Source organism: Clostridium sp. LIBA-8841, assembly GCF_057782475.1.
Map to the genome: position 1 here is coordinate 3,320,701 of NZ_CM173488.1, position 26,520 is coordinate 3,347,220.

Below are 26,520 nucleotides of genomic sequence, written 5' to 3' on the forward strand. Positions count from 1 at the left end.
ATAAAATTTTATAAAAATAAGGCTATATCAAAAATATAGCCTTATTTAAATTTATAAATTATTCTTCTACTTTTATTTTCATATCAAGATTTGTTTGTATAGGACTTTGTCCTCCAGCTATTAGATGATATTTTATGGATATATTTCCTCCATTTTCATTAACGTCTAACTCTAACTCTTTTGTTGAAGTTTTAAGCTCTAACATTCCATAAGGAGTATTATAAAGGGCAACTGATGTATTATCCTTTTCAAACTCCATCTTTGTACTTGTTGTTCCTTCTCTATGTAATACAACCTTGTCACCTTTTATTCTTAAAGTTGTCTTTGTTCCTTCCATTCCTGATATCTCAGTTTCATCATAAGTAGCTATAAATTCATCCCCATCAGTAGAAAATTCGCCAACAGTAACAACTTCTATCTTTTCTTGTTCATCAATTTCTTGAGTACTACATATTGATATTATAGCTTTTTTACCCATATTAATGATCCTTTCTAAATCAATTATTGATTTATCATATACTTTTTAAGTTCCTCATCTTTAAATGGAGTTATTGTTATTGTATTTATCTCTCCATCTTTTTCATAATTTATTTCAACAGCATCACTGTCTTTTTCTTTACAATATCTTCCGCATATTCTAGCGGCAACTTCTAAATCCTCTTGGTTAAATTCACCTCTTAATATAACAGGCGCTCCAGTAGAATTCTTAGGTGTAACTAAAACATCACTATCTTTTTTAAATTTAACTATATCTTCCCACTCATCACCACTTCTAGCTATTATAGCTTTATTTTTAGGTGAAATTCTCATATGTCTACCATATTTAAGAAGTCCTATTTCATCTTTAGCTACCTCTTCTTGGTTATCAAGTAAATCACTTAATCTTATAGCATATCCTGGCTCTGTTAACTTACATCCACCTGCTGGTGATGGATAGTCTACTATATTCCATTTTTCAGCAAGCTCCATTTGAGCCTTTCTACTTCTACCTGATATTTTTAATAATTTTTCTCTATCTACTAATCCATTTAGCTCCATTTCTGTAGGCTCTAAATTTAAAGCACATAAAGGTCTTAATATTTTTTCACTAAATCCTGATTCTTTTTTTACAGTATTTAAGGCTTGTCTATTTTGAGACATTGGTCTTTGATTTAAAACCTCTCCAGTTATTATGAAATCAGCATCAAATTTCTTTAGTAATTCCCCTGAATATCTCATCATCATAGCATGACAATCTATACATGGATTCATATTTTTCCCTCTACCATGTTTAGGGTCTTTTACCATCTCAAAATGCTCATCTGAAAAATCAACTACCTCTAAAGGCATATCTATTTGTTTGCACATTCTTTTAGCATTTTCTTCATTAAAGAAATAAGATCTAAAACAAATACCTATTACTTCTATTCCTTGTTCTTTTATTAATTTTGCAGCTAATATACTATCTAATCCACCTGAAACCATGGCTAATGCTTTAGTCATATTTTTTCCTCCTAAAAATCACTTTATTATCATATGTTAATTCTTTTATTTAAATAAATCAAATATTTTTAATTCAAAATTTACATCATTTTCTTTTTTATTAACTTGCTTAAACTCCTCTTCTGATAAAACATCTTTCATCTTTTTTTCTGTTTCATCATAAGCTACTTGTCCTTTAGTAACATCTATAAAACATAAAGGTGGAAACATAACACACCACCAATTTTGCCCTTCTCCTTCTCCAATTAAAATTCTATAAGCTTCATATTCACCTTGTGGTAAAACTATATTTCCATATTCTTTAACTGGGAAATTTTCTCTTGTTAAAGTAGTTTCAACAGTATAATTAAAACCTTCTTCTTTTATACAATTTTCAGCTATTTCAATGATATTACCATCTTCTCTTTTTAAAATCTCTCTTGATTCTTCTAAACTTTCAGATTCATTTAATATAGGCAAAATATATTTAAGAACTTCATCCTTAACTTTCATTTTTAACTGTTGATCTATGTTACTATCACTATTGGCTAAAACATGAAATCTTATTAACTTTTCACTTATATCCTCAACAACATTTTCTTCTGAAACACCTAAAGCTTGTCTCTTATTTAAAGATGTTCCAACAATACTAAAAACTAAAATTCCTAAAAATAAAATTGATAATACTTTTTTCATAACAAACACCCCCTGATACCTTGATTATTACCAAAGAGCATTTTTATATACACTAAAGAATTATTTTTTTATAAATTATTATTGCTTATAGTTCTCGTTATGTATACATCTGAATATTTATATTTATTCTTTAAAAACTCAAAAGATTTTTGAGCAGTCAACATGTCATCAAAAAAAGCAAATACAGTAGGACCACTTCCGCTCATCATAGCTCCTAAAGCACCACTTCTTCTCATATCTTCTTTTATTGTTTTTAATACACTATGTTTTTTTAAAGTTACGTTTTCTAACACATTTTTCATATTCTTTGCAACATAGTTTAAATCATCATTTTCCATAGCCTCTATTAATTCTTCTATGTTAACATGTTTTCTTATCTTATTTATATCTAAGTTTGTATATACCTCTTTAGTGGAGACTCCAAAGTTAGGTTTTAGTACAACTAAAATTTTATTTTCAAAAGGTTTTAAAGGTGTTATAACTTCTCCAATCCCTTCACATAAAGCAGTTCCTCCCTCAATACAATAAGGAACATCTGCACCTATTTTAAGACCTAATTCTTTTAACTCTTCTAAACTAGCATTAACTTTAAAAAGTTTATTCATCATAACTAAAACTGCAGCGGCATTAGTACTTCCTCCTGCCATTCCAGCAGCAACAGGTATATTCTTTTTAATACTAATCTTTACTCCACCTTTTATATTAAAATTTTCTCTAAATAACACTGCTGCTTTATAAGCTAAATTTCTTTCATCTGTAGGGACATAATGCTTATTACAAGAAATACTTATACTACTATCATTACTTTTCTCAATATCTATAACATCATATAAATCTACTGTTTGCATTATCATTCTTAGTAAATGATAGTTATCTTCTCTTTTTCCAATAGCATCTAAAGCTATATTTACCTTTGCATAAGCTTTCATTTTCATATAATCACCCTTCTTACATTATTAAAGCTAAATATAATTATATTATTTTCTTTCAAAAACATAAAGAGTTAATTAAAATAAAGAGAAATCTTCTAAATTACTAATAGAAGATTTCTCCTGTAAACCTATCATTCTTATAAACTAGCACTTTTTAATCCTTTTACTCCATTATTCTTAAATTCATTTATTATATTATAAAGTGGCTCATAATCTTCAAAAAACATTATTATAGTATCACCTTTTTTAGCCGTTTTTAAAGTTTCTATAAGTGCTTCTTCCTCTGATAGTATTTTTGAAACTTTTAAGTTTTTTCTAGAAGCTTCATTTACTCCTTCTAGCATGATATTTGCAACTTCTCCTTTTTCTCTTCCCCTTAAATCTTTATCCTCTTTTATTACTATAGAATCAAAAAATTCACCACTTAATTTTCCAACTGTTTTTATAGTATTTAAATCTCTATCTCCTGGAACTCCTATTATCCCAGTTATATTTTTAAATCCAATATTTTTAAGTGATTCTATTATAACCTTATACCCATCTATGTTATGTCCATAGTCTAAAATTACATTTACTCCATTAACATCAAATATATTAAATCTTCCTCTATTATCTTCCTCACAAGATTTAAATTGTTTTAATCCTTTTGAGATGATACAGTAATCAACCTCTATTCCAACTAAAGCTGCACAAGCTGCCATTGCATTTTCTATATTATGTTTAAGTTTCCCATTTATAGTGAACTTCATTTCTTCAGCAGAAGCTATTCTGTATTCCTTACCTCTATTCTTCACATATATAGTTTCATCTCTATAAAATACAATTGGATTTCCATTTTTCAAGTTATCTTGAATATACTTATTATTTTCATCCATAGAGAATAATATTTTAGGTTTTTTTATTCTATCTAAAATTTTTATACTCCACTCATCATCAGCATTTATAATTGAATAGCCATTATCTTTTACAGCTTCTCCTACCAATGATTTTACAAAAGCTAAATCTTCTAAATCATTTATACCATCTATGCCTAAATGATCTTCTCTTATGTTTGTTATTACTCCTACATCTGCTAAGTTGTAGGCTAATCCTCTTCTTACTAATCCTCCCCTTGCACTTTCTAAAACAGCGACCTCAACCTCTGGATTTAATAATACTGATTTTGCACTTTCATACCCAGTATCATCACCTTTATGTATATATTTATCTCCTATTTTTACTCCCGAAGTTGTTGTACATCCCACATTAAATCCTATTAATTTTAAAATATAGGATATTAATCTAACTGTTGTGGTCTTTCCATTTGTTCCTGTAACTGATATAACAGGGATATTATCATATCCGTTTTTAAACATATTATCTAAAATCTTCTTACCTACATTTCTTTCTTTTCCTACTGTTGGGAAATGATGCATTCTTATTCCTGGTGCTGCATTTACTTCTAATATTATTCCACCAGTATCATATAAGGGTTCTGATATTGATTTTGTACAAATATCTATACCACATATATCTAGACCAATGACTTTTGCTGCTCTTTCACAAATTTCAATATTTTCTTTACATATTAAATCTGTGTAGTCTTCAGCACTTCCTCCTGTAGAAAGATTAGCATTCCCTCTTAAAATAAGTTTTTCACCATATTCTAAAATTGAATTTAGATAATATCCTAATTTCTCTAATCTATTCATTAATTCTTCGTCTATTTTAACCTTTGTTAAAGGCTTTTCATGTCCTTCGCCTCTTAGAGGATTAGCATTCATGGCATCTATTAAATCCTTAATACTTCTTACACCATCCCCTATTATGAAAGGTGGTTTTCTTAAAGATACTGCTACTACTTTGTAATCCACTAGCATGACTCTATAATCATTTCCCTCTTTATATTCCTCTATCATTACTTCTTTACATTCTTTAATTAATTCAGCATATGCTCTTAATAACTCTTTTTCATTATTTATATTTACAAAAACTCCATTGCCCTTACTTCCCCATTGAGGTTTTAAGACTACTGGATATCCTATCCTATTTACCACTTCAAGAAGTTGTAATGTATTAAAAACTTTTTCCCCTTTAGCTACAGGTAAATTTTCAATATCTAATAGTTCTTTTGTAAGCATCTTATCACAAGCTATATCTACAGCTATTCCCTTTGTATTGCTACCAATTGTAGCACTAAATCTTTTTCCAGCTTTTCCATAACCTATCTGATATAAATTTCCATTTCCTATAGAAACAACAGGAAGACCAACATCACTAGCAGCATCACATATTGCCTTTGTTGATGGCCCTATACTTTCTTCTCTAATAACTCTTTTTATTATTTCTAATCTTTCATCAAAATTAATATCTTTCTTTTTTATTATAGCGTTCATTAAATCTACAGCTAATTCAGCAATTAAAATAGCTGTTTTCTTTAATTTATATTCAAAGATTATATAATAAAAATCATCTTTAATCTCTCTTGCTTTTCCGTACTTTACGTCTATGCCTAACTTATTATGTATTCCTATTATTGTATGTTCACAAACATGAGCTAAATATGTTCCTTCTTTTAAACGTTCCACAAAGCCTCCGTCTATGTCTATTCCACATCTATGCGTATATAATTCTGGAACATAATTTAATAGTCTTTCATTAAATCCATCAATATCCTTTGTAGGCGTTTCACAATATCCTTCCAAATCAACATCTAATCTCACACAACTTCTATGTGAATAAATGTTTCTTCCTTCAAAGATACGTTGATTATTTATCTTCATTTTTATTTCTTTCCTCCTCAAAAGGCACCCTAGTTAATAAATTCATTTTTTTGCCTGATGTTAATACATGTAACTTAACATTAAATATACTAAAAACTTCATCTTGTTTTCTTTCAGATACATTGGTATATTCTATTTTTCTTCCATCAACAAAATAAACTGCTCCACTTCCAATAACCATTAATTCATCATCATTAATTACTATGGCAGTATCTTCATCTATACCTACCCCTAATACTTCTGGATTTTGACAAACACCTGATAATAATCTTCCTATTCTTCCTCTTTGTGCAAAGTGTTGGTCTATAAGAGTATTTTTTATAAGCCCTAGTCCTGCTGACATATTTAACGTGCTCTTTTTAGGGGATTCCTCCTCTTCTCCTCCAACAATCATCACATCGCTCATAACTGATGCTCCTGCTGATGTTCCAACAAAATAACAACCTTCGTTGCTTCTTTTTTGCAAAATATCATAAAGAGGTGTTCCTCCTATTAAACTTGTTATTCTAAGCTGGTCACCGCCTGTAAAAAATATAACAGAAGCATCATTTACTAAGTTAATATTTTCCTCATCAAAAGCTTCTTCTCTTTCTATAACACGAAGCTCCTTAATCTCTCTTATTCCCATACTTGAAAATATATTTTTATATTGTTCTATGACTATATTAGGAGATTCTGTAGCTATGGTTGCTATTACCATAATTCCATCGGATTCTTTGAACCTATCTGCTACAAAATTTAATATAATCTTGTCTCCTTTCTTATCTTCTGCTCCACCTATTATTATTAAATTTTTTTTGCTACTACTTTTCAAAACTATTCACCTCAAATCATGCATTTCTTATTTTTGCCACAAATATTATATTTATTCATAATAAAAAAAGAGTTTTATGGTATAAAACCATAAAACTCTTTTTCTATAATATTGCTCTTCCCGGAATCATAATCTTTTCACCAGCATATATAACATCTGGATTTTCAATGTTATTTAGCTTAACTAAATCATCTATTGTAGTTCTATATTTCTTCGCTAAACTCCATAAAGTATCACCTTTTTGTATTATATATATTGTTACAGATGCTCTTTTTTCAACTTTATCATCATTTTGCTCAACATCTCTTACATATTCTTTGTCAAACATATCTGAACATTTAGCATAAAAATATATATTTGCTTTTACAGCTATGCTATTTCCTTCTATGCTACATAGTAAATCTTCTATATTTGCTTTAGTGTCAAAGGTCATTCCTGATTGTGAATTAGGCATATCTAATGCAAACTCAAAAGGTATTTCTCCACATACTTTATTAAGTCCTTTTTCCTCGTCTGTTGTTTTATATATTGCCTTAATTGCTAAATTACCTTTTATAACTACCCTAGAGTCAGCAAAATAACTTTCCATACCAACAATATTACCAGTACAGTCTATTACTTGAGTAGCATCTCCACCATCTTTTAATAAATTAATATTACCTCTTATTGTTGAATCATTTGAATTTTCACTAACTGACATATTAACCTTACAGTTTCCTTTTAAAGGCATTATATTTCGAGTTGGAGAATATAAATCTTCAACAGTTTCTGTTAATTCTAATTTAGATACTCTAACATTAGCATCAACAGCTAAATTTACATCTATTACTCTACTTTCCCCTAAGTCATTTTGAGATATTCTTGCATCATGGTCTTTTATTTCAAAATATCCATTGCAATTCATATCAGCATTTACCCCTACAACTTCTTCTTCCTTTGATAGGTATAAGTCTTCTTCTAATGCTACAACTTCTCTTGAATCATAAGCTCTATATAAAATATTTATTTTAGCTAAACATGATACTTGTACCTTATCTTCCCCTAACTTAACTTCTTGTCTATGAAGCATATATCCACACTTTATTATTTTTCCTATTTGAGGCTTATCCATTCCTATATTTATAGGTAATTGTCCATTCATTGAGCAAACCATGTTAGTTATATTTTTTTCTATACTTTCTGGTTTTCTCTTTATTTGTAAATCTCCTAAGCCATCTAATTCTTTTACAACATCAATTTTTTCTTCCTTATAAACCCTATATTTAGTTTTAAGTTTTCCTTCTACTCTTATCTTTCTTTCATTGATTATGTTCGCATCGATATGTTCTAAATTACATTCCATATCACACATCATACTATGTTCGGCACCAGCTATATCAATAAAGCTAGAATTTTTTTCTTTGTAAACAACACTATTTACACCTAATCCCTCTTCTTCTCTAGCTAAGTACATAACATTACACTCAACTTCATATTCTAATAAAACTCTATCACTTTGAACTTCTCTATTAAGTACAAATACATTAGTATCTACTGAAAGCACTTCATGAACATCTGGCTGAGTATCTGGTATTAAGTATTCTTCTCTAAATGGTATGTCTAACGAATTTTCATTTAAAATTTTTTCAAATCCAAGACTTTCTTTAATAATATCTAAATTAACCAAATCTATCCCTCCTAAATAATCTACTACTATAATATATATGTATGACAGTACCATTATGATAATTCTTCTTATTATTACTTTATTTATTTTTATTTTATCTTTTGAATTTATAAACGTTTACATTAATTTTTAAAGTAAAATTAAAAAAAACATTGTTTTTTTCGACATTTTTTTATAAAAAGTGTTGACACTCTAAAAAAAATGTCGTATTATAAAGATGGTTATTGACCATATAACCTCTCATAAATTCTCAATACCCTTTTATACCATAGTTGAAAGATGGAAACCCACCATCTTTCTTTTTTTTTGTGAAAATTAATTTAAATAAAAAAACTAGCTAATTTACTTAGCTAGCCTTTTTATTTAACCAACAAAATCTAGTTGAACTGTTTTTGTAAGTACATCTGAATAACTGTATGTCACTTTCCTTTGGGTGTCTTTTTGTAATCTAACTACAAAAATACTTGGGTGAACACTTTCTAGTATTCCTTCATTTTCCAAAATCTTCTTTCTTCCACCATTAGCTCTTAGTTTAACTTTCTCACCTACGTGATCCTCTATGCTTTTTCTGATGGAATTCAATGTAAGTCTGGTACTCATTTTAACACCCTCTTTCTATTATATATTATACACTAAAAAGGATGTTTTTTCAATAGAACAAAATATTTTACTATATAAAGCCGTGTCTTGTCAATAAAAATATACTACATTTAAACTAAAACATCCAATTATATTATTAACTGAAACCTTTTATTTTATTCTATTAATTTATATACGGTGATTTGGGATATCCTTCCCTATATTTCCCTCTAGTTTGAAGCCCTCCTATACCTTTTATTCCTGTTATTGTGTTTTCTATAACATCTTTTATAGATACAATTTCATCGATTCTTGTATATGCTATTCTTTCACAAACTAAAACTGGATCTAAACAATGTATAAGTACTCTATTCGGTGAACTTGCAAAATTAGCTCCTGCTTCTAAAATGCTTTCATAACAGGATTGACAAGCCCCTGCAAAAATAACAAGTTCATCATAACTTGAATTATGGCTTCTTAAAATTTTTACAGCATCAATAAAATATTTTGAATTTCTATAATTATTTAAATCAAGCATTCCTTTTGAATCCTTAAGAACACCATCATGTCCAGTTAGCACAACTATATCTGGATTATACTCCTTTACTAAAGATAGAACTTTTAAAGGCTGATCCTTTTCAGATATTGCTATGCCTACAGCATTTAAATTTAATTGCTTATATGCCTTCAAACATGTTTCCATATAAGATGGATCACCATCTATATGAAGTATTCTTCCTGGCCTCCCAAAAACCAAACCATTATCCTTTGCAGCTCTACTCTCATTAATCTTTTCATCATCTCTCGTAATAGATTCACTGCTTCGTTGCTCTCTACTTATTAAAACCTTTTTAATAATATCATTCACCTTTGAATCGAAAGCTCTATCCTTATCACCAGCAAAACTATCCTCTACCTTTATTAAATCCTCTTCCTGTGAATCAGCTATTATCCTAATATGAAGCCCTTTTAAAATATAAATTATTCTTCCATCATCATCTTTTATATCTATAATTTTAAAAGTTATATCCTTACTATATGACTTTCTTACTACTAGATCTCCAACTTTCATATGTCTTCTCCTAACTTATATAATCCCATTATCATAATATGAATATTGGTTTATAATTGTGATGAAGCTAATTTTTTTCAATAAAAATAGTGCCTAAACCTAGGCACCTAAACCACTGTTATCCAACTTGATTATATTTAGCTTTGAAATCTTCAATGAATTTTATATAGCTTTCTTTCTCATTAATTATGTTGTTCATTTTATTCATGAAAACATTTTGTCCCCATATAACTTCATTATAATAATATCTATTAGCTAGTCTCCAATACCTTTGAGGAAATAATAAGTATGCATATAAAACTTCATATTCCTCCTCTTTTAATTGACTTACTGAATTATATGCATCAATTATAGCCTCTGCATATTCAATATTCCAATCAACTCTTTTTAAAACCTTTTTCATGAAATTGGCTATGTCATATGTTCTTATTTCTCTCTTACAATAATCGAAGTCTATTATATAAACTTCATTATCTTCTCCAATTATTATATTGTGATAAGTATAATCATGATGACAAAATACTTTTTCAGTCTCAGCCTCTTCACATAAACTTAGATATTTTGAATTATTTAAAACCTTCGCAGCCCTTATTGCTAAATCTTTATAAAAATCAATATTTTTTATATAAAGAATATCAAAATCTTTTTTCAAATTCTTTTTTCTAGCCATGCCTCTCATTTTTTCTAAGGCTTTTCCCCTCTTCTCCATAAGATATGGCCATCTTCCTAAATCGCTTTTAAGCTTAGAGTTTTCAGGTGGATCATATCCTTTACTAGCTTCATGTAATTCCGCTAATTTTTTAGCAGCTAATTTAACTTCTTCTATATTAGTAAAATCACACTCTCTTCCATTTATCCAATTTGAAAGAGTATATAAATCCTCATTTACTAAAGCATAAGGCTCATCTTCAATATTTAAAAAATATCTGTCTATATGGTCAAAACCATTCTTAGCTAAGTGTTCCTTTGCCCCATAAACAAAAAGAAGCTTTTGAGTCCCATAATTTATCCGTTTTAAACATCTTTCACCCATGTTGCTTTTCAAGTAATATACACCTTTATTAGGCTTTAACTGTTCTATTTTAATATCAAATTGTCTTTCTATTTCAAACTCTCTCATCATATCTATTCACCCCCTACCATATTTATATGTATCAACCTTCGGTTTTATTAACATTTTATTCCATACAGAAATATAATAATAATATATCTCTATACCGAAAGGATTTGACTTATGAAAATATGTATTGATGGAAGAGCTGCCACGCTGTATCGTGGTACTGGAATTGGCAACTACACTTATCAAATAATAAATAATTTACATCAAATAGACTTTTTAAATGACTATAATATACTTATTCCCCCATCATCATCCTTAAACCTACCAAATAAAAATAACTTTAATTATTTAAATTCAACCACAAATGAAGAAAAAAATTTTTGGGAATTTATAAATACTCCTAATTCTAAAGAAAATATTATAGGTGATATTTATCATATTCCTCAAAATGGCATAGGACTCTCTAAACCTAATGATATTAAAACAGTTATTACCCTGCATGATATAATTCCCATGAAAATGCCTGAAACCGTTAGTGACACTTTCTTAAAGATTTTCCAATCCAACATAAAAAATATCTTAGATAACTCAGATGGAATTATTACTGTTTCTAATTTTTCTAAAGAAGATATAAGTAAAACTTTTTCTTATCCTAAAGAGAAGATTTTTGTCACTCATTTAGCTGCTGAGGAAATTTATAAACCATTAAATAAATATCACTCATCTCAATATCTAAAGAAAAAATATAACATAGACACTGATTTTTTATTATATGTAGGAGGATTTAGCCCTAGAAAGAATATCGTTGGAATAATAGAAGCATTTAATCTAGTTAAGGCTTCTTACAAACAAGGATTAAAACTAGTAATCCTAGGATCAAAAGGACCTTCCTATGAAATTTATAGAAAAAAAGTCGAAGAATTAAATTTAACTTCCTCTGTTATTTTTACAGGATTTATTCCTATAGAAGATATGCCAATATTTTATAGTGCAAGTAAAGCTTTGGTATATCCTTCATTTTATGAGGGATTTGGTCTACCTCCTATTGAATGTATGGCCTGTGGCACCCCAGTAATAGCTTCAAATTTGACAGCTATACCTGAGGTATGTAAAGATGCTGCCCTCTTAGTTAACCCTCATGATGTTGATGAAATAAAAGAAAATATATTATTGTTATTAAATCATCCTAAGTTCTATTCACTTATGATTTATAAAGGATTAACCCATTCAAGCAAATTTAATTGGAAGAAAACAGCCTATAACACTCTTGATGCTTATAAGAATATTTCCTAATAAAAACAAAGGCTATATGTATAAATAAGTTTAAAATCTTATTTACATATAGCCTATTTTTTTATTCTTTTATATTGTTTTTTAGATGATTCACTAATACTTCCTTTTCCTTAGTATATTCTAATTTTCTCTCAAATTTATTCAAGAAAGATTCATACTTCCAATCTTTTAATTTATAATAATATTGCATTGATATTGTATAAAAATCATGTGGAAATCTTAAATATACATACATTAATTCTTTTTCTTCTTTTGATAGATTATTTAATTCATCATATTTCTTTATTATTGAATCACACATTTCTAAGCTAAAACCAAATCGCTTTATGCTTTTGCTTATAAAATTACATAAATCTATAACTCTTAAATTTATATTACAATAATCAAAATCTATAAAACTCACTTTATTTTGATTAAAAAGTATATTATGATATGCCAAATCATTGTGGCAAAGAGTTATTTTTCCCTTATCATTACACAATTCATTATATTTGCTCTTTTCTAATAGCTCTATACAAATATCTATATCATTTAAGTGATAGTCCACTTCTTTTGAAAATATTTCGTCAAACTCATTTTTGTATTTATAATTCATTACTAATTCTCTTAAACATTCTAAGCTCTTCTTGCTATTTATAAAATGCTCATTTAATTTAAAAAGTTCACTATTTTTCTCTCTCATTTCTTTTGAAGTTGCCTCTTGAATTCCCATACCTGCATTATGAAGATTAGCTACTGCCTCCGTTATTATTTCTAATTCTACTGGATTTGCAATATTAAATTCAGTACCTTCAAAATAATCTAATAAAATATAGCTATTCCCCTTCCATTGAAATCTATTTTTTCCATTAGGAAGTTTATTTATATTTAATATTCCATCATATTTCTCTCTTAAATACTCTGTAGAATGGATTATAAAGTTTAATCTCTCATCATCATAGTTAATCATTTTTAATATTTTCTTACCTTGTTTGGTATCTAATAAGAATACATTTCTATTTGGTCTTAAGTCAAAAATCTCTAATCCTAATGACTCAAATAACTTCATATCCAAATCATATTTACACAAATACTTTTCATCCTTATATCTAATTTTATTCATATACCTCTCCTCCTTTTATATTAAATAATCTCTCGCTAATAACCCTTCTAAAGCTTTATTTTCAAACTCTATATCTTTTACATATATATCCTGCAAGTACTTCATAGAATTGTAAGGATATTCTATTAAAGCTTTTATATAAATATAGCTTTTAAAATCTAACTCTTCCTTCTCTACAGCTACTTTAATTAAATCATCAAGCTCATTTTTATAAATTCCTTTTATTTTTTTAAAATAAGTATAATAATCATCTTCTCTCATATTAAACTTTATATTATCTAAATTTGTTATAAATACTTTTTTATATCCCTCTTTTATTTCATAATATATTCTTCCAGTGCATACCTCTTCTCTTTCCATAGCTCTTTTAATCAAACTTATATAATCAATGCTTTCAATACTATTTACACTTTTTTTCGACGCCTCTATTACTAGTCTAAAAAAACTATTATTTATATTTATTCTTTCAGCTCTTCTATTCCAAAGCTTAAAAGTTTGAACTATCCTCCATATATCATTTCTAAACTTAAACCTAATTTTATTATTTTCCTTCAAAAAAATATGATGAAGTTCATTTATTGTATTTATATATTCTCTTGTATCGTAAAGTTTAATCTCTTTTTTTCCCTCAGTTATTTCTTTTCTAGGTAATACTTCTATATTATTTTTATTTAAAAATATTTCTAACTCTTGATTCAACTTTAAATCACCTCAAAGTAAAATTACTTAACTCCTGAACAAAACTTTGTCTTAGTTCCCTATCCTTCTTATATTTACCTAGCTTTCTCAAGAAATGTTCTTCTTCCCAAGGTTGTTGCTCCCAATAATATTGAAGTCCTAGTTGCCAATATGCTTGAGGAAATTCAATAAAAGCTGCCATCATTGGAAATTCTTCATTTAACACTTCTTTATTTTTTGAATAGCTATGAATTATATATTTGAATATTTCTAAATTCCATGCTCCTTCTTTCATAGTTCTAACACATATGCTGCTTAAATCATGCAAATGGGAATCTAAAATACAATAATCAAAATCAATTATATTTACATCCCCATTCTCTAATAAAAGTACGTTATGATCTGCATAATCATGATGACAAAAGCCTAGTTTTCCAACCTCTTTCTTCATATAATCAAAATAACCACTATCTTCTATATGATAGAGGGTATTCTCTACTCTCTGTAGCTCCTCATCCATAATAGAAAGATAAAGCTTATCAAATTCTGACTTATATGCTTTTTGATATATCCTTTTTCTAAAATCAAGTATTTCTTCACCTCTTGTTTTAAACACCTTATACCACTGCCCCCAAGCTATTCTTGGCTTAAGACTCCTATTTATAACAAACCCCTCACTACAGTTATGTAGCTCACTAAGCTTTTCAGCTGCTAGCTTTAAATCTAACTTATTCTTATAATTACACTCTCTGCATTTTACCCAGGGAGTTAAATAAGCTAATTTGCCATCTAATTCTATATAATCCTTTTCCTCAACTGTATCAATTATCTTAGGTATTGAATTGAAGTTATTTTTCATAAGATGCTTTTGAGCAGAAACTATAAAATAAAAATGAGGATATTGATATTTTATTACCTTTAAACAATACTCCTCATCACTAGTTATAATTTTATATGTGTTTTTAACCTTTATTATTTCTTTGCTATCTATTCCATAGTTAAGTAAGATTTTGTTCTTTATATAGTCACGATCCATACCTACTCCTACTTTCACTTTTTAATTAGTATATGTTTTTTAAATTCCTCTTGTTACATGCACATTTTATATTCTTTATTAATATTATTAATTATGATAATTATTTTTCTAAGGAGTGGAATCTTATTATGTATAATTTAATAGATGCAAGAGGAGCAACTTGGTATAGAGGTACAGGTATAGGAACATACACATACAACTTATTAACAAACATATTAAAAATAGATAAAAAATCATCTTATGATTTAGTATGTTCTGGAGAAAAAATTCCTGAATTTGAGGCTGAAAATACAAAAATAATAATGTCTTCAAGAAAACATCAAAGGTTTTTTGAAGATTATTATATCCCTACCTATGGAATTAAAGAAAAAATAGATTTACTTCATCTTCCCCAAAACGGAATGGGACTTAACTCTGAAGGAGATTTTGCTAAAGTTGTAACCATTCATGATTTAATCCCATATATTTTACCTGAAACAGTCGGTAAAGGTTACCTAAAAAAATTTCTTCAAAGTATGCCTTATATAATTGATAACTCAACAGGTATAATTACAGTATCTGAATACTCTAAAAATGATATTTTAAGATTCTTCCCTCATTTTCCAGCTGAAAATATATTTGTAACACCACTTGCAGCTAATGAAAGCTATAAACCCTTAGATAAGGAGAAATGCCTTTTCGATGTTAATAAGAGATTTAATTTTAATGGCCCATTTATTATGTATATTGGTGGTTTTAGCTTAAGAAAAAATGTAAGAGGACTTGTTGATGCATTTAGTTCAATTCATAAAAATATAGATGATAACTATAAATTATTGATAGTTGGAGGTTTGAGAGATGAAGGGCTAAAATTAAAAGAATATACTGAAAGTCTTCCAATTGCTGATAAAGTTATTTTCACTGGATTTATTGAAGATGAATATTTACCAACTTTATATAACGCAACTACATTATTCGTTTATCCTTCTCTTTATGAAGGATTTGGTCTTCCTCCATTAGAAGCCATGAGTTGTAAAACAGCCGTTTTAACATCAAATATAACTTCTATTCCTGAGGTTGTTCCATTTAATGAAGTTTTAGTAAATCCTAATAATCAAAAAGAATTATCTCTAAAGCTTGAAAACCTACTAAATGACTCAAAGCTTAGAAGTTCCATAGAAAATCTTTGTTTTGAAAGAAGTAAAGAATTCACTTGGAAAAAGACAGCTGAAAAAACATTAGAAGTTTATAAAAAGATAATAGAAATCTCTAAAAATTCTGTAATAAAATCATAGAATTCTCCTTTATAAAAATAAGGAACTATATAGAGGCAATTAATAAGAAGTTTTATCTTATTTCTACTCTTATATAGTTCCTATTTATATCTTAGGCTATGTTTTAAACTAATGTTTCTTTTTAGATAGAACTGTAAGACCATCTTAATAAGCAGTTATTATTGCATCATATACGTAAGAATAATAGCGTTAAGAAGCTTTTTTTGTTTGAGCGGAGCGAGTTTAAAAGCTTTAGCTATTATTCTGAAGTAGATGATAGCAATACTTTGCGAAATTAAGCTAGGTCTGAAGGGCTAGCTAAAAAGCAACATTCACTTAAAACAATACCTTTGTTTAAACTCTTATTTATCTAACCATATTTTTATGATAATCTAAGTTACTTAAACTTCTTATATGCTTTAATAAATAATTTGCTGTTATTCCTATAAAAATTCCCGTCCCTATGCCAGCCAATGATAAAAATGGTAGATAACTCAATATTCCTATATTCTTAATCACAATAGCTGTAACTATTAGTTGCCCTAGATTATGAAATACTCCACCGACTGTACTTACCCCTATGGCAGAAACTCTATCTTTTAAAGTCTCCTTAATTAAAATCATAGATAAAAAGCTTAAAATTGTTCCTCCTAGCCCAAAAATAAAAGTAGATACTGATCCCATAATAAGGGTTGATAGAATCAATTTTAAAAACACTAACCACAAACACTCTTTGTAATTATCTAAAGTATATAGCCCTATAACAACTATTAGATTAGCTAGTCCCAATTTTGCTCCTGGAGTAATAAAAGGCATTGGTATCATACTTTCAAAAATATATAGAACTAAGGCTTGAGCAACTAGCACTCCTATATAAATTATTTTCTTTGTCTTCATAATATCTATCCCCTTTTTAATACTATAGATAATGAAATATTTAATCTTAAAACTCACTTAAGTCTCCCTTGAACTATAATTTTAAGTGAATGTTAATTTCTATATTCCTATTGAGCATTTTAAAAAACAATACTTATTTAATCCACAAACTTCATAAATTTATTAATTAATAAGATAGTATATATTCCGACTCTTTTTCACCCTTAATTTCAATAAATACTCTATTAGGTAAACATACTATACTTTCACCCACTTTACTTATCTTTCCTTGCCTAATACAAATTCTATCTGTGCAATTTGTATCATGCATATATACATCCTTCCCTTTTATATAAATCTCATTAACACCTCCATTTTCCTCAACCCTAATTTTTTCATCTGTTTCCTCTTTTAACTCAAATACTTTATAATTCTCTCCACCAACACTTATAATTACCTTCATATTTTCTCCCTCAATATTGCTTGGAATAATAAGTCCTAATGGCATTAAAGATATTATTACTAAAATTATAATTATTAAAAAATCCCACTTTTTCATAATAACTCTCCTATTTAACAATTCCTTATTATGTATATATGATTTTAAAACTTAAATTATTATTTTATTATTCTTTAAGGTATTTTTTTTACCTTTAAAAATATATTTATAGTAAAAAGATTATTTAGGAGGATTTTTATGAAAAAAAAGATTTTGGCTATTATACTCTCGACTTTGGTGGCTTCTAGCTTCGTAGCTTGTGGCTCTTCAAACGATTCCAAACTTAAGGATGGTGAATATTCAGTTGAAACAGCTAAGGCTGATGATCATGGCTATAAAGCTAAGCTAAACATTAAAGTAGAAGATGGAAAAATAACAGAAGCAAAATACAACGAATTTAATGGGGAAACTAATGCAATAAAACGTGATGATAAAGGTTATAATGAAAAAATGACAGGGGTTTCTGGAATTGGTCCTGCTGATTATGAACCTCAACTTGAAAAAGCTTTAGTAGAAAAGCAATCTTCTGACATAGATACTATTACAGGTGCTACTAGCTCTTCTAACCAATTTAAAAAATTAGCTGAACAAGTATTAAAAGATGCTGAGGAAGGGAAAAAAGAAGCAACTTTAGTTGAATAGTGAGATAACATAGTATCTTATTAAGGGAGGGTAAAATGGTATACTTAAGACATATATGCATTTTCTTATCTATGTTTTTAATTTTTAGTTTAAACGGATGTAATACTAAAAAAGAACCCATAAGTAAATCTAGTTTTTTTATGGGGACAATAGTGAACATAACTTTATATGATAAATTTGATGAAATAATACTAGATAAGGTGTTTAATAAAATAAACGAAATTGAATCCTTACTTAGTCTTAACATAAAAGACTCTGAAATTAATAAAATAAACAACAAGGCTGGAATAGAACCAGTAAAAGTAAGTTCTATTACCTTTGATGTTATAGAAAAATCTCTTGAATACTCTAAACTATCTAATGGAAATTTTGATATAACCATAGGTCCTTTAGTAAAGCTTTGGGGAATAGGAAGTGAAAATGCTAAGTTGCCTAATGATACTGAAATTTTGGATACTCTTGATCTAATAAATTATGAAAATATTATTTTAAATGAAGAAGAAAGCTCTGTATTTTTAACTGAAAATAATATAATTTTAGATTTAGGTGCCATTGCTAAAGGATATATAGCTGATGTTATATCAGAACTATTGATAGAGGACGGAGTAACTAAAGCTATTATAGATTTAGGAGGTAATATTTTTGCTCTAGGAGAAAAAAGTAAAAATGAAAATTGGACAATAGGAATTCAAAATCCTTTTGAAAATAGAGGTGCTCCATTAGGAACTTTAAGTATATCCAATCAATCAGTAGTTACTTCTGGAATTTATGAGCGTTATTTGGAGGTTAACAATATTAAATATCATCACATTCTTAACCCTCAAACAGGTTATCCATATGATAATAACTTAGCCTCTGTAACCATAGTCTCCTCTAAATCTATAGATGGAGATGCTCTATCAACTTCAACCTTTGGCATGGGGGTTTTAGAGGGATTAGAATTAGTAGAGTCTCTTGAAAACATAGAAGGAATATTTGTAACTAAATCAAAGGAAGTCTTTATATCAAGTGGATTAAAAAATAATTTTAAATTACTTGATGATTCCTTTGTAATAGTAAATTAAAAAAGAGGTTGTATCAAAAATAACTTAAAATAAAACTTATAAATATATTTAGAGAATTACCGAATGGTCCTAAAAATTTATAAGTATTATTACTTTAAGTCTTGATACACCCTCTTTATATTTTTATTATTACTATAATCATAAACAAATCATAATCATTAAAATTTTTGATTAAACTTTACTTTTTTTATATAAATTAAGACTCTATAGCAGTAGTTATCTCTTCACAACTCTCCTTTTCCTTGCTAGACTCAGCTGATTTTTTATATACTAATAAAGCTAAAACCATAGCGGCAATACCTGCTATTAACTTTGAAGCTATGTATATATTTATAATTTCTGGTGTCTTAAGAGATACGAAGCCTAATTGTCCTCCAATAACAAAAGCTCCACTAACACTAAAGGCAGTTAAAGCTACTCTTCCTTTAGAGCTCATTTTATCAAAACTTTGAAATAATATTATATTTGAAGCAAGAGTTCCTAAAAATGCTGCAATAGAAAACTCATCTATATTTATCTTTTCTCCAATCTTACTTAATCCATTTGAAAATTTCTCTGTTATAAAGTTAATTAAAGGATATGCTCCACCTAAGAATATTGCTATTTTTCCAACAACGCTTAAAGCCTCATCTATAGGCAAAATACCTCCCATAGGCTTTATTCCTATAATAGATAAAAATCCTAAAATTAAAAGTCCTAATATACTGACAAACTGTATTATCTTGCCTAATTTTATAAAAATCTTAACAGTCTTATTTTTAAATTTATTCATGCAAAAAGCTAGTATAAGTGCAAATATTATTAATGGTAGAATATTAAACAACAATAATCTAAAATCCACTCCTAAAAATATCCCTGCAACTATAGGCGCTATAGGTAATGTCATTATCCCATATAATAATCCTGTTGTTAAATCCTCAAGATATTTCTCATCTATAATTCCCAAAGCTAATGGAATGGAAAAACTTATTGTGGCACCTAAAGTAGAGGCTATTATTACGCCTGAAATCCAATACATTTCAATATTAGAAGATAAACTTTCTGCTATTCCAAGTGCTCCCATATCTATTGCTAAAAACATTGATGGAAATATAGATGGATCAATACCTAAAAAATTTCCTATTGGAGTTAATAAAAATCCTATAACTTGTCCAATAAACGGTGAAAGTGAATATATTCCTACCATAGATATCGCTATTGATCCCATAGAAAGCATACCTTCTTTAAACTTTTCTCCCAAACCTATTTTATTATTATTTATGTAGTCAATTCCACTAAGCACGAAAAAAATTCCTATTATTCCAAGAACAATCTTCTCCAAACTCTCGCCCCCTTAAAACTCTATTTTTTTAGTATATTTTACTCCCCTAATCAATTCAATACATATAACTTTAAATTTTCAATTTATTAAACATATAAAAAAAGATTGTATTAAAAATTTTAAGTAATACAATCCTTTTTTTTATTATTATTTTATAGATTACTTATTGCTAATTCTTTATTATATATTAACTCTAAAGCTTGATTTAAAACTTTCTTACCATTCATAGTGCCATAGTCAGCACTATTTATAAGGCTTATTGGTATATCATGACCAACCTCTTTTTTTAATTTATTAAACAAGTACTTTACTTGAGGACCTAACATTATTATATCTGCTTCTTTTTCATATTTTTTTAGTTCAGATTCTCCTATGGCAATTACAGAACAATCAACGTTTAATTCCTTTGCTGCTTTTCTCATCTTAGAAACTAATAAAGATGTAGACATTCCCAATGTACATAACAATACTATTCTTTTCATATTTAATCCTCCCAATGAATTAATACCCTTTTTGTTTCTACCCTTTAACTTTTTAATGTGTTTTAGTATATAATATATAATTATTTATCTTTAAGACTAAAAACTATATATTATTATTTTATGACCAAAAATAATAATTAACAATTAATTATATGTAATATATTTTATTTTTATTTAAAATTTTACATTTTATTTATCTTTTTACAACTATTTTTTATATGTAATTTATTTTTACTTTACTAAAAATAAAAAGAACTCAGAAATCTGAGTTCTCTTATAAATCATTAATTAAGAAACTAATTTTATTTGTACGTTCATTTTTTTACCATCTCTAATTATTTGAACTGGCACTGTATCGCCCTCATTGTATTGGCCTTTTATTTCATTTAATTCTTCTACAGTTTTTACTCTCTTTCCACCAAACTCAACTATTAAGTCTCCAATTTTTAATCCGGCTTTTTCAGCTGGACTAAACTCTTGTACTCCAACAACATAAACACCTTCTTCTAAGTTGTTTTCCTTCGCTATTTCTGGAGTAATATTTCTAGCCTGAATTCCCATCTTTAATATTGGTTTTGATAATGAACCTAATCTTGTTTTAACTTCATTTATAGGAATTGCAAATCCTATTCCTTCTATATCTTCCCCAACCTTTTTAGCTGTGTTAATTCCAATAACTTCTCCTTTAGAGTTTATTAATGGACCACCACTGTTACCAGGGTTAATAGCTGCATCTGTTTGTATATAATCTAAAACATTTCCGTTTTCTGTACTCATCTTTCTATTTGGTGAACTTACTATACCTTTAGTTACTGTTGAACTAAATTCTTTTCCTAATGGATTTCCTATAGCAATTACTTCTTCACCAGCTTTAACTGTTGCTGAATCTCCTAATTGGGCTATTCCAGGCATCTTAACATCATCTGTTATTTTTATTACCGCAATATCTCTTTCTGCATCATAGTTTACAACCTTAGCATTAACTTCTTTTCCATCTGAGAATATTACTTTAACTTCTTGAGCTCCATTTATAACGTGATAGTTTGTAACAACATAACCATCTTCATTTATTATGAAACCTGATCCTAATCCTTCTTGTTCTTTAACATTAAAGAATTGATCTCTAACTAAACTCTTTGTTGATACTCCAACAACGGCTGGTGTAACTTTTTCAACCACTTGAGGAACTGTTAAGGCACCTTCCTCACTTTTAAATGCTGGTGGATTAGATGCTGAATTACTATTATTTATATTTCCTAAAGTATTTGTTTTGGTATTATTTCTTAAAGCATAATATACTCCGCCAGCACCTATAGCTCCACCTAGCATAGCAACTATAATAGCCCCTGCTATTATTCCTAATCCTTTTTTGAATCCGCTCTTTTTCTTTGCTTTTTTCTTTTTACCATTATCTTTTGATTCCTTAGGTTCTTCATTTTTCTCCTCATTAGAATCTAATGGATTCTCTTCTTTTTTAACTTCTTCATCTGAAGTAATCTTATCATCTATGTTTAATTGCTGTGTTTTATCCATGTTTGTTTGAGCAGTATTATCATTTAAACTTATATTTTCTTCTTTTGCTGTCTCTTTTTCCGTATCTTTATTTGAATCTAAATTTTTATTTTCCTTATCATCAAACCCAAAGTAGTCATTTAAATTTTCATCCTTTTTATTAAAATCACTCATTAGTACATACCCTCCTAAATATTCAAATTCCATGAGTTTATAATAACCATTTTTTGTGTCATTTCAATGGCATATTTATGGCATTTTAGTGTCATAGGATATGTTTATTTCGGCTTATTTTTGCTCTTCTGGACTATTATCCTGAATAAATTTTATACTTTCTAAAAGTAATTCAGGTTTCTCTAAAGGTATAACATCTGTTTTATTTTTAGCATCTATTATTTGTACCTTACCTTCTGAAGTAAGCTTCTTTAAACTCTCCTGTTCATTTACAAAAGCATTATCATTTACTATTATGCTCAAAGGCTTACCATTTAATAATCCAGATTTTTGTGAATTACTACTTTGTTCTAAAATATTTGTAAGTTCACTATAATATGCACTATTATAGTCACTCTTAGTTCTTAGGATATCATATGTCTTAAGGCTTTCTTGACTTAAATTTGAGTCTAATCCAGTAGGATTTTTTAGCATACCAAACTTATTCATTATTGATGTTAAACCAAAATAAGAACCGTATTTTTGTATGGCTCTACTAAATTTTTGATCTGAAAACTGCTTCATATAATCTTTACTATTTAAAGCTTCTTCACTGATTGGATCTATAAGAATAACTCCTTGTACTAATTCTGGATAAAGTTCTGCAAAGTTGCACATAACTAACCCTCCATAGCCTTCTCCTACAAGTATATATGGTCCACCAATTCCAACTTTTTTAAGAATCATTCTAAGCTGCTGGGCCTGCTCTTTAACACTTTTATCTTTTACTGATTCAGAAAAACCATATCCAGGTCTATCATATGTAAATGTCCTGTATCCATATTCCTTTTCTATAAGACTTTGTGCCTTCTCCCACTCACTTATACCTAAACCTATGTCTGAATCCATGATTATAGTTGGTTTACTTTCACCTTGAAAGTTAAAATAATTTTTCTTACTATCGATTCTTACATACTTAGTATCTGGTTCTATTTTACTACTATCAATCTTATTTACTATGATTTGATAAGCAAAGCCTATAAGTACTAAAACCAACACAAATAAAAATATATTTTTTATTACACTCATAGGCTTTATTTCTCTGTTCTTATTTAATTTATGAAATCCATTGGAGTACGGAATAAACTTCATTAATAATTCAGCCCCTATCTTTCTCCTAATCTTAGATTAGGTTTTGCATTAAGATTCATTTCAGATGTATTTCCTTTTAACAGTTCAAAGTATGCAGCACTACCTATCATGGCAGCATTATCTGTACAAAGTATTGGTGATGGGAATAATACCTTTATTCCTCTTTTTTCTCCTTCTTTAAGAAGGTTTTCTCTTAAAGCACTATTTGAAGCAACACCACCTGCAATTGCTATTTTATCTGCTTTTCTCATCTTACATGTCTTTATAGCATTGTCAGTTAATACTTCAACTACTGCCTTTTGAAAACTTGCTACTACGTCAGCTTTATTAATTTCTTCATTCTTCATTTCCATCTTATTTAAATAATTTAGTACAGCTGATTTAACTCCACTAAATGAAAAATCTAAAGTATCATCATGAAAATTAGCTTTTGGGAATTTTATAGCATCCCTATTACCTTCCTTAGCTAATTTATCTATTTTAGGTCCACCTGGATATCCTAAACCAACAGCTCTTGCTACCTTATCAAAGGCTTCTCCAGCAGCATCATCTCTTGTTTCCCCTATTATTTCGAACTTTCCATAATCTTCAACATGAACTACAAAAGTATGACCTCCTGAAACCACTAGACAAACAAAAGGCGGTTCTAAATCTTTATGATCTATAAAGTTTGCACTTATATGCCCTTCTATGTGATTAACACCTATTAAAGGTTTATCTAAAGAATATGCTAATCCTTTAGCATATTGAAGTCCAACTAAAAGAGCTCCAACTAATCCTGGACCATATGTAACAGCTATTGCATCTATATCATCAAAAGTTACCCCTGCAACTTCAAGTGCTTCCTCAACTACAGCATTTATAGCTTCTATATGTTTTCTTGATGCAACCTCTGGTACTACTCCTCCAAATTTAGTATGTGTATCTATTTGAGAAGATATTATATTTGATAAAACTTCTCTACCATTAACTACAACAGCTGCTGCTGTTTCATCACAACTACTTTCTATTGCTAATATAATTTTTCTATCCATTTTAATCCCTCTTAATTTCAATTTTTCATGTAAACATAAAGTATTATACTTTATCTGTTAAATACATTCAAGAAATGTAAATACCTAATGTTACATTATGATATAATCTATATTATTATATCATATGATTGGGGGTTTACTATGAATTCATATGCAAAAGTTATAGTAAAAGGCTCACCTATTACTAAATCAAATTTTAAACTATCAAACGCTCAAGGGCGAGCTATTTTACCATCCAATTCTGGAAAATATCATGATAGATATGCTTTGTATGAGGAACAAATAGCTTATGAGGCTAGAATACAAAATCCTAATGTGGTTTTAGAAGAGTCCTTAATTGCGGTTTTAAAAGTTTATTACAAAAGTTCTAAAAGACATCCAGATACTAGTAATATAACTAAAAGTATATTTGATGGAATTGAAAAAAGCGGCTTAATAATAAATGATATGCAAATTAGAAGAATAATAACAGAGGAGTTTTATGATAAAGAGAATCCTAGGTTTGAATTAGAACTTTTCGGAGAAAGTTCATATAGCTTTAATTATCATATAGAAAAACGTGAGGAAGAAACTGAAAAAATTCTTTATTCACCACCACCTAATAAAAAAAGAAAAATTACTAATAATACTAAAGAACAAAAAAAATCTTCTATGGCTAAAGAAAATACAAGCACAATGTGCTCTATTTGCAATAAAGCTATTATAGGCAATGATTTTATTACAGCTAATAAAGGGACAACTATAGTTTGTAAAAAATGTTTACTAAGAATGTAGGTGATTATATGAACATAATTTGTATAGGTGATTCTTTAACCTTTGGTTATGGTGTAGGTCAAGATAATTCATGGGTTTCACTTTTAAATGATGAAAACAATAATTTTTTAAACAAAGGGGTTAATGGAGATACTTCCACAGGAATTTTATCTAGAATTTATTCAATATTAAAATCAAATGACTCAGATATTTGTTTAATAATGTGTGGTTCAAATGATATTTTAATGAACAAATCAATTGATTCTATAATTGAAAACATTAAATTAATGGTTGATGATTGTAATTCTTTAAGTATAAAGCCATTAATATTATCTCCACCTAAAATATATGAATCACTAGCTCTTGAAAGATGGGATTCTTCTATAAACTACCCTAAATGTAATTCTAAGCTTGAAGAATACTCTAATAAATTAAATTCATTTTGTAAGGAAAACAATTTATTATTTATAGATATAAATAATAATCTCCCTTTGGATTCTTCAAATTATACTGATGGATTACATCTAAGTATAAAAGGAAACATATTATTATCTCAATTGGTAAAAAGAGCTTTAGATAATTATATATAAAAAAAGGCTAAAATTCAGAATTTGCATTAAGCTCACTC

26 protein-coding genes are annotated in these 26,520 nt (G+C 28.1%); 6 read left to right on the forward strand and 20 right to left on the reverse strand.

The genetic code is table 11. From position 1 onward, the window contains the following. Positions 1-58 precede the first annotated feature (58 nt). The 10 genes from AC2A4K_RS14615 to AC2A4K_RS14660 form a co-directional block, all read right to left on the reverse strand. The gene (locus AC2A4K_RS14615; RefSeq protein WP_322503212.1) at positions 59-478 is read right to left on the reverse strand and encodes a YwiB family protein; all 420 of its coding nucleotides are present in this window, start codon (positions 476-478) and stop codon (positions 59-61) included. 23 nt (positions 479-501) lie between these two features. Beyond that, a complete protein-coding gene (locus tag AC2A4K_RS14620) occupies positions 502-1,482 on the reverse strand; it encodes a tRNA 4-thiouridine(8) synthase ThiI (RefSeq protein WP_322503213.1) in 981 nt (326 codons plus the stop codon). 45 nt (positions 1,483-1,527) lie between these two features. Next, positions 1,528-2,157: a stage II sporulation protein R gene (gene spoIIR / locus AC2A4K_RS14625; protein WP_322503214.1), complete on the reverse strand. Its 630-nt coding sequence runs from the start codon at positions 2,155-2,157 to the stop codon at positions 1,528-1,530. Between the two features lie 68 nt (positions 2,158-2,225). Next, positions 2,226-3,092: a 4-(cytidine 5'-diphospho)-2-C-methyl-D-erythritol kinase gene (gene ispE, locus AC2A4K_RS14630; protein ID WP_322503215.1), complete on the reverse strand. Its 867-nt coding sequence runs from the start codon at positions 3,090-3,092 to the stop codon at positions 2,226-2,228. Between the two features lie 134 nt (positions 3,093-3,226). Further along, positions 3,227-5,851: a cyanophycin synthetase gene (cphA, locus tag AC2A4K_RS14635; RefSeq protein WP_322503216.1), complete on the reverse strand. Its 2,625-nt coding sequence runs from the start codon at positions 5,849-5,851 to the stop codon at positions 3,227-3,229. Beyond that, the gene (locus AC2A4K_RS14640) at positions 5,838-6,665 is read right to left on the reverse strand and encodes a cyanophycinase (protein ID WP_322503217.1); all 828 of its coding nucleotides are present in this window, start codon (positions 6,663-6,665) and stop codon (positions 5,838-5,840) included. Before AC2A4K_RS14640 ends, cphA begins: the two co-directional genes overlap by 14 nt. Positions 6,666-6,768: 103 nt before the next feature. Further along, positions 6,769-8,331 carry a DUF3794 and LysM peptidoglycan-binding domain-containing protein gene (locus tag AC2A4K_RS14645; RefSeq protein ID WP_322503218.1) on the reverse strand — a complete coding sequence of 521 codons (1,563 nt, stop codon included), beginning with the start codon at positions 8,329-8,331 and terminating at the stop codon, positions 6,769-6,771. 363 nt (positions 8,332-8,694) lie between these two features. Then, positions 8,695-8,931, reverse strand: coding sequence for a Veg family protein (locus AC2A4K_RS14650; RefSeq protein ID WP_003462688.1), 237 nt, complete (start codon positions 8,929-8,931; stop codon positions 8,695-8,697). 163 nt (positions 8,932-9,094) lie between these two features. Continuing rightward, on the reverse strand, positions 9,095-9,982 hold the full coding sequence (gene yabG, locus AC2A4K_RS14655) for a sporulation peptidase YabG (protein WP_322503219.1): 888 nt from the start codon (positions 9,980-9,982) through the stop codon (positions 9,095-9,097). A 118-nt stretch (positions 9,983-10,100) separates the two neighbouring features. Then, positions 10,101-11,105: a CotS family spore coat protein gene (locus AC2A4K_RS14660; RefSeq protein WP_322503220.1), complete on the reverse strand. Its 1,005-nt coding sequence runs from the start codon at positions 11,103-11,105 to the stop codon at positions 10,101-10,103. A 111-nt stretch (positions 11,106-11,216) separates the two neighbouring features. Here AC2A4K_RS14660 and AC2A4K_RS14665 point away from each other — a divergent pair, with 111 nt between their 5' ends. Further along, complete coding sequence (locus tag AC2A4K_RS14665) at positions 11,217-12,335, forward strand: glycosyltransferase family 4 protein (protein ID WP_322503221.1); 1,119 nt, start codon at positions 11,217-11,219, stop codon at positions 12,333-12,335. Between the two features lie 61 nt (positions 12,336-12,396). On the opposite strand, the gene AC2A4K_RS14670 is transcribed toward AC2A4K_RS14665, so the two are convergent. From AC2A4K_RS14670 to AC2A4K_RS14680, 3 genes are read right to left on the reverse strand one after another with little or no spacing between them, the layout of a single operon-like run. Next, positions 12,397-13,437, reverse strand: coding sequence for a CotS family spore coat protein (locus tag AC2A4K_RS14670; RefSeq protein ID WP_322503222.1), 1,041 nt, complete (start codon positions 13,435-13,437; stop codon positions 12,397-12,399). A 15-nt stretch (positions 13,438-13,452) separates the two neighbouring features. Further along, positions 13,453-14,136 carry a hypothetical protein gene (locus AC2A4K_RS14675; protein WP_322503223.1) on the reverse strand — a complete coding sequence of 228 codons (684 nt, stop codon included), beginning with the start codon at positions 14,134-14,136 and terminating at the stop codon, positions 13,453-13,455. Between the two features lie 7 nt (positions 14,137-14,143). Beyond that, positions 14,144-15,151, reverse strand: coding sequence for a CotS family spore coat protein (locus AC2A4K_RS14680; RefSeq protein ID WP_322503224.1), 1,008 nt, complete (start codon positions 15,149-15,151; stop codon positions 14,144-14,146). Positions 15,152-15,279: 128 nt separating this feature from the next. On the opposite strand from AC2A4K_RS14680, the gene AC2A4K_RS14685 reads away from it, so the two are divergent. Continuing rightward, positions 15,280-16,425, forward strand: coding sequence for a glycosyltransferase family 4 protein (locus AC2A4K_RS14685; RefSeq protein WP_322503225.1), 1,146 nt, complete (start codon positions 15,280-15,282; stop codon positions 16,423-16,425). Between the two features lie 345 nt (positions 16,426-16,770). Here the strand turns inward: AC2A4K_RS14685 and AC2A4K_RS14690 are convergent, their stop codons facing one another. Then, positions 16,771-17,301, reverse strand: coding sequence for a Gx transporter family protein (locus tag AC2A4K_RS14690; RefSeq protein WP_322503226.1), 531 nt, complete (start codon positions 17,299-17,301; stop codon positions 16,771-16,773). Positions 17,302-17,467: 166 nt separating this feature from the next. Continuing rightward, positions 17,468-17,839: a NusG domain II-containing protein gene (locus tag AC2A4K_RS14695; protein WP_322503227.1), complete on the reverse strand. Its 372-nt coding sequence runs from the start codon at positions 17,837-17,839 to the stop codon at positions 17,468-17,470. A gap of 138 nt (positions 17,840-17,977) precedes the next feature. Here AC2A4K_RS14695 and AC2A4K_RS14700 point away from each other — a divergent pair, with 138 nt between their 5' ends. Next, positions 17,978-18,421 carry an FMN-binding protein gene (locus AC2A4K_RS14700; protein WP_322503228.1) on the forward strand — a complete coding sequence of 148 codons (444 nt, stop codon included), beginning with the start codon at positions 17,978-17,980 and terminating at the stop codon, positions 18,419-18,421. A 35-nt stretch (positions 18,422-18,456) separates the two neighbouring features. Further along, positions 18,457-19,485, forward strand: a complete 1,029-nt coding sequence (locus AC2A4K_RS14705; RefSeq protein WP_322503229.1) for an FAD:protein FMN transferase — start codon at positions 18,457-18,459, stop codon at positions 19,483-19,485. 196 nt (positions 19,486-19,681) lie between these two features. Here the strand turns inward: AC2A4K_RS14705 and eutH are convergent, their stop codons facing one another. The 5 genes from eutH to tsaD all read right to left on the reverse strand — a co-directional run bounded on the left by eutH (position 19,682) and on the right by tsaD (position 25,139). After that, complete coding sequence (gene eutH, locus AC2A4K_RS14710) at positions 19,682-20,806, reverse strand: ethanolamine utilization protein EutH (protein ID WP_322503230.1); 1,125 nt, start codon at positions 20,804-20,806, stop codon at positions 19,682-19,684. 152 nt (positions 20,807-20,958) lie between these two features. Further along, complete coding sequence (locus tag AC2A4K_RS14715; RefSeq protein WP_322503231.1) at positions 20,959-21,288, reverse strand: PTS sugar transporter subunit IIB; 330 nt, start codon at positions 21,286-21,288, stop codon at positions 20,959-20,961. Positions 21,289-21,576: 288 nt separating this feature from the next. Beyond that, positions 21,577-22,974: a S1C family serine protease gene (locus tag AC2A4K_RS14720; protein WP_322503232.1), complete on the reverse strand. Its 1,398-nt coding sequence runs from the start codon at positions 22,972-22,974 to the stop codon at positions 21,577-21,579. A 114-nt stretch (positions 22,975-23,088) separates the two neighbouring features. Beyond that, on the reverse strand, positions 23,089-24,105 hold the full coding sequence (locus AC2A4K_RS14725; protein WP_322503233.1) for an alpha/beta hydrolase: 1,017 nt from the start codon (positions 24,103-24,105) through the stop codon (positions 23,089-23,091). Positions 24,106-24,119: 14 nt separating this feature from the next. Continuing rightward, entirely contained in the window at positions 24,120-25,139 is a 1,020-nt protein-coding gene (tsaD, locus tag AC2A4K_RS14730; RefSeq protein ID WP_322503234.1) for a tRNA (adenosine(37)-N6)-threonylcarbamoyltransferase complex transferase subunit TsaD, read from the reverse strand. Between the two features lie 141 nt (positions 25,140-25,280). Between tsaD and AC2A4K_RS14735 the strand changes: the two genes are divergently transcribed. Continuing rightward, entirely contained in the window at positions 25,281-25,913 is a 633-nt protein-coding gene (locus AC2A4K_RS14735) for a RusA family crossover junction endodeoxyribonuclease (protein ID WP_322503235.1), read from the forward strand. 8 nt (positions 25,914-25,921) lie between these two features. Then, entirely contained in the window at positions 25,922-26,482 is a 561-nt protein-coding gene (locus AC2A4K_RS14740) for a GDSL-type esterase/lipase family protein (protein ID WP_322503236.1), read from the forward strand. Positions 26,483-26,520 lie beyond the last annotated feature (38 nt).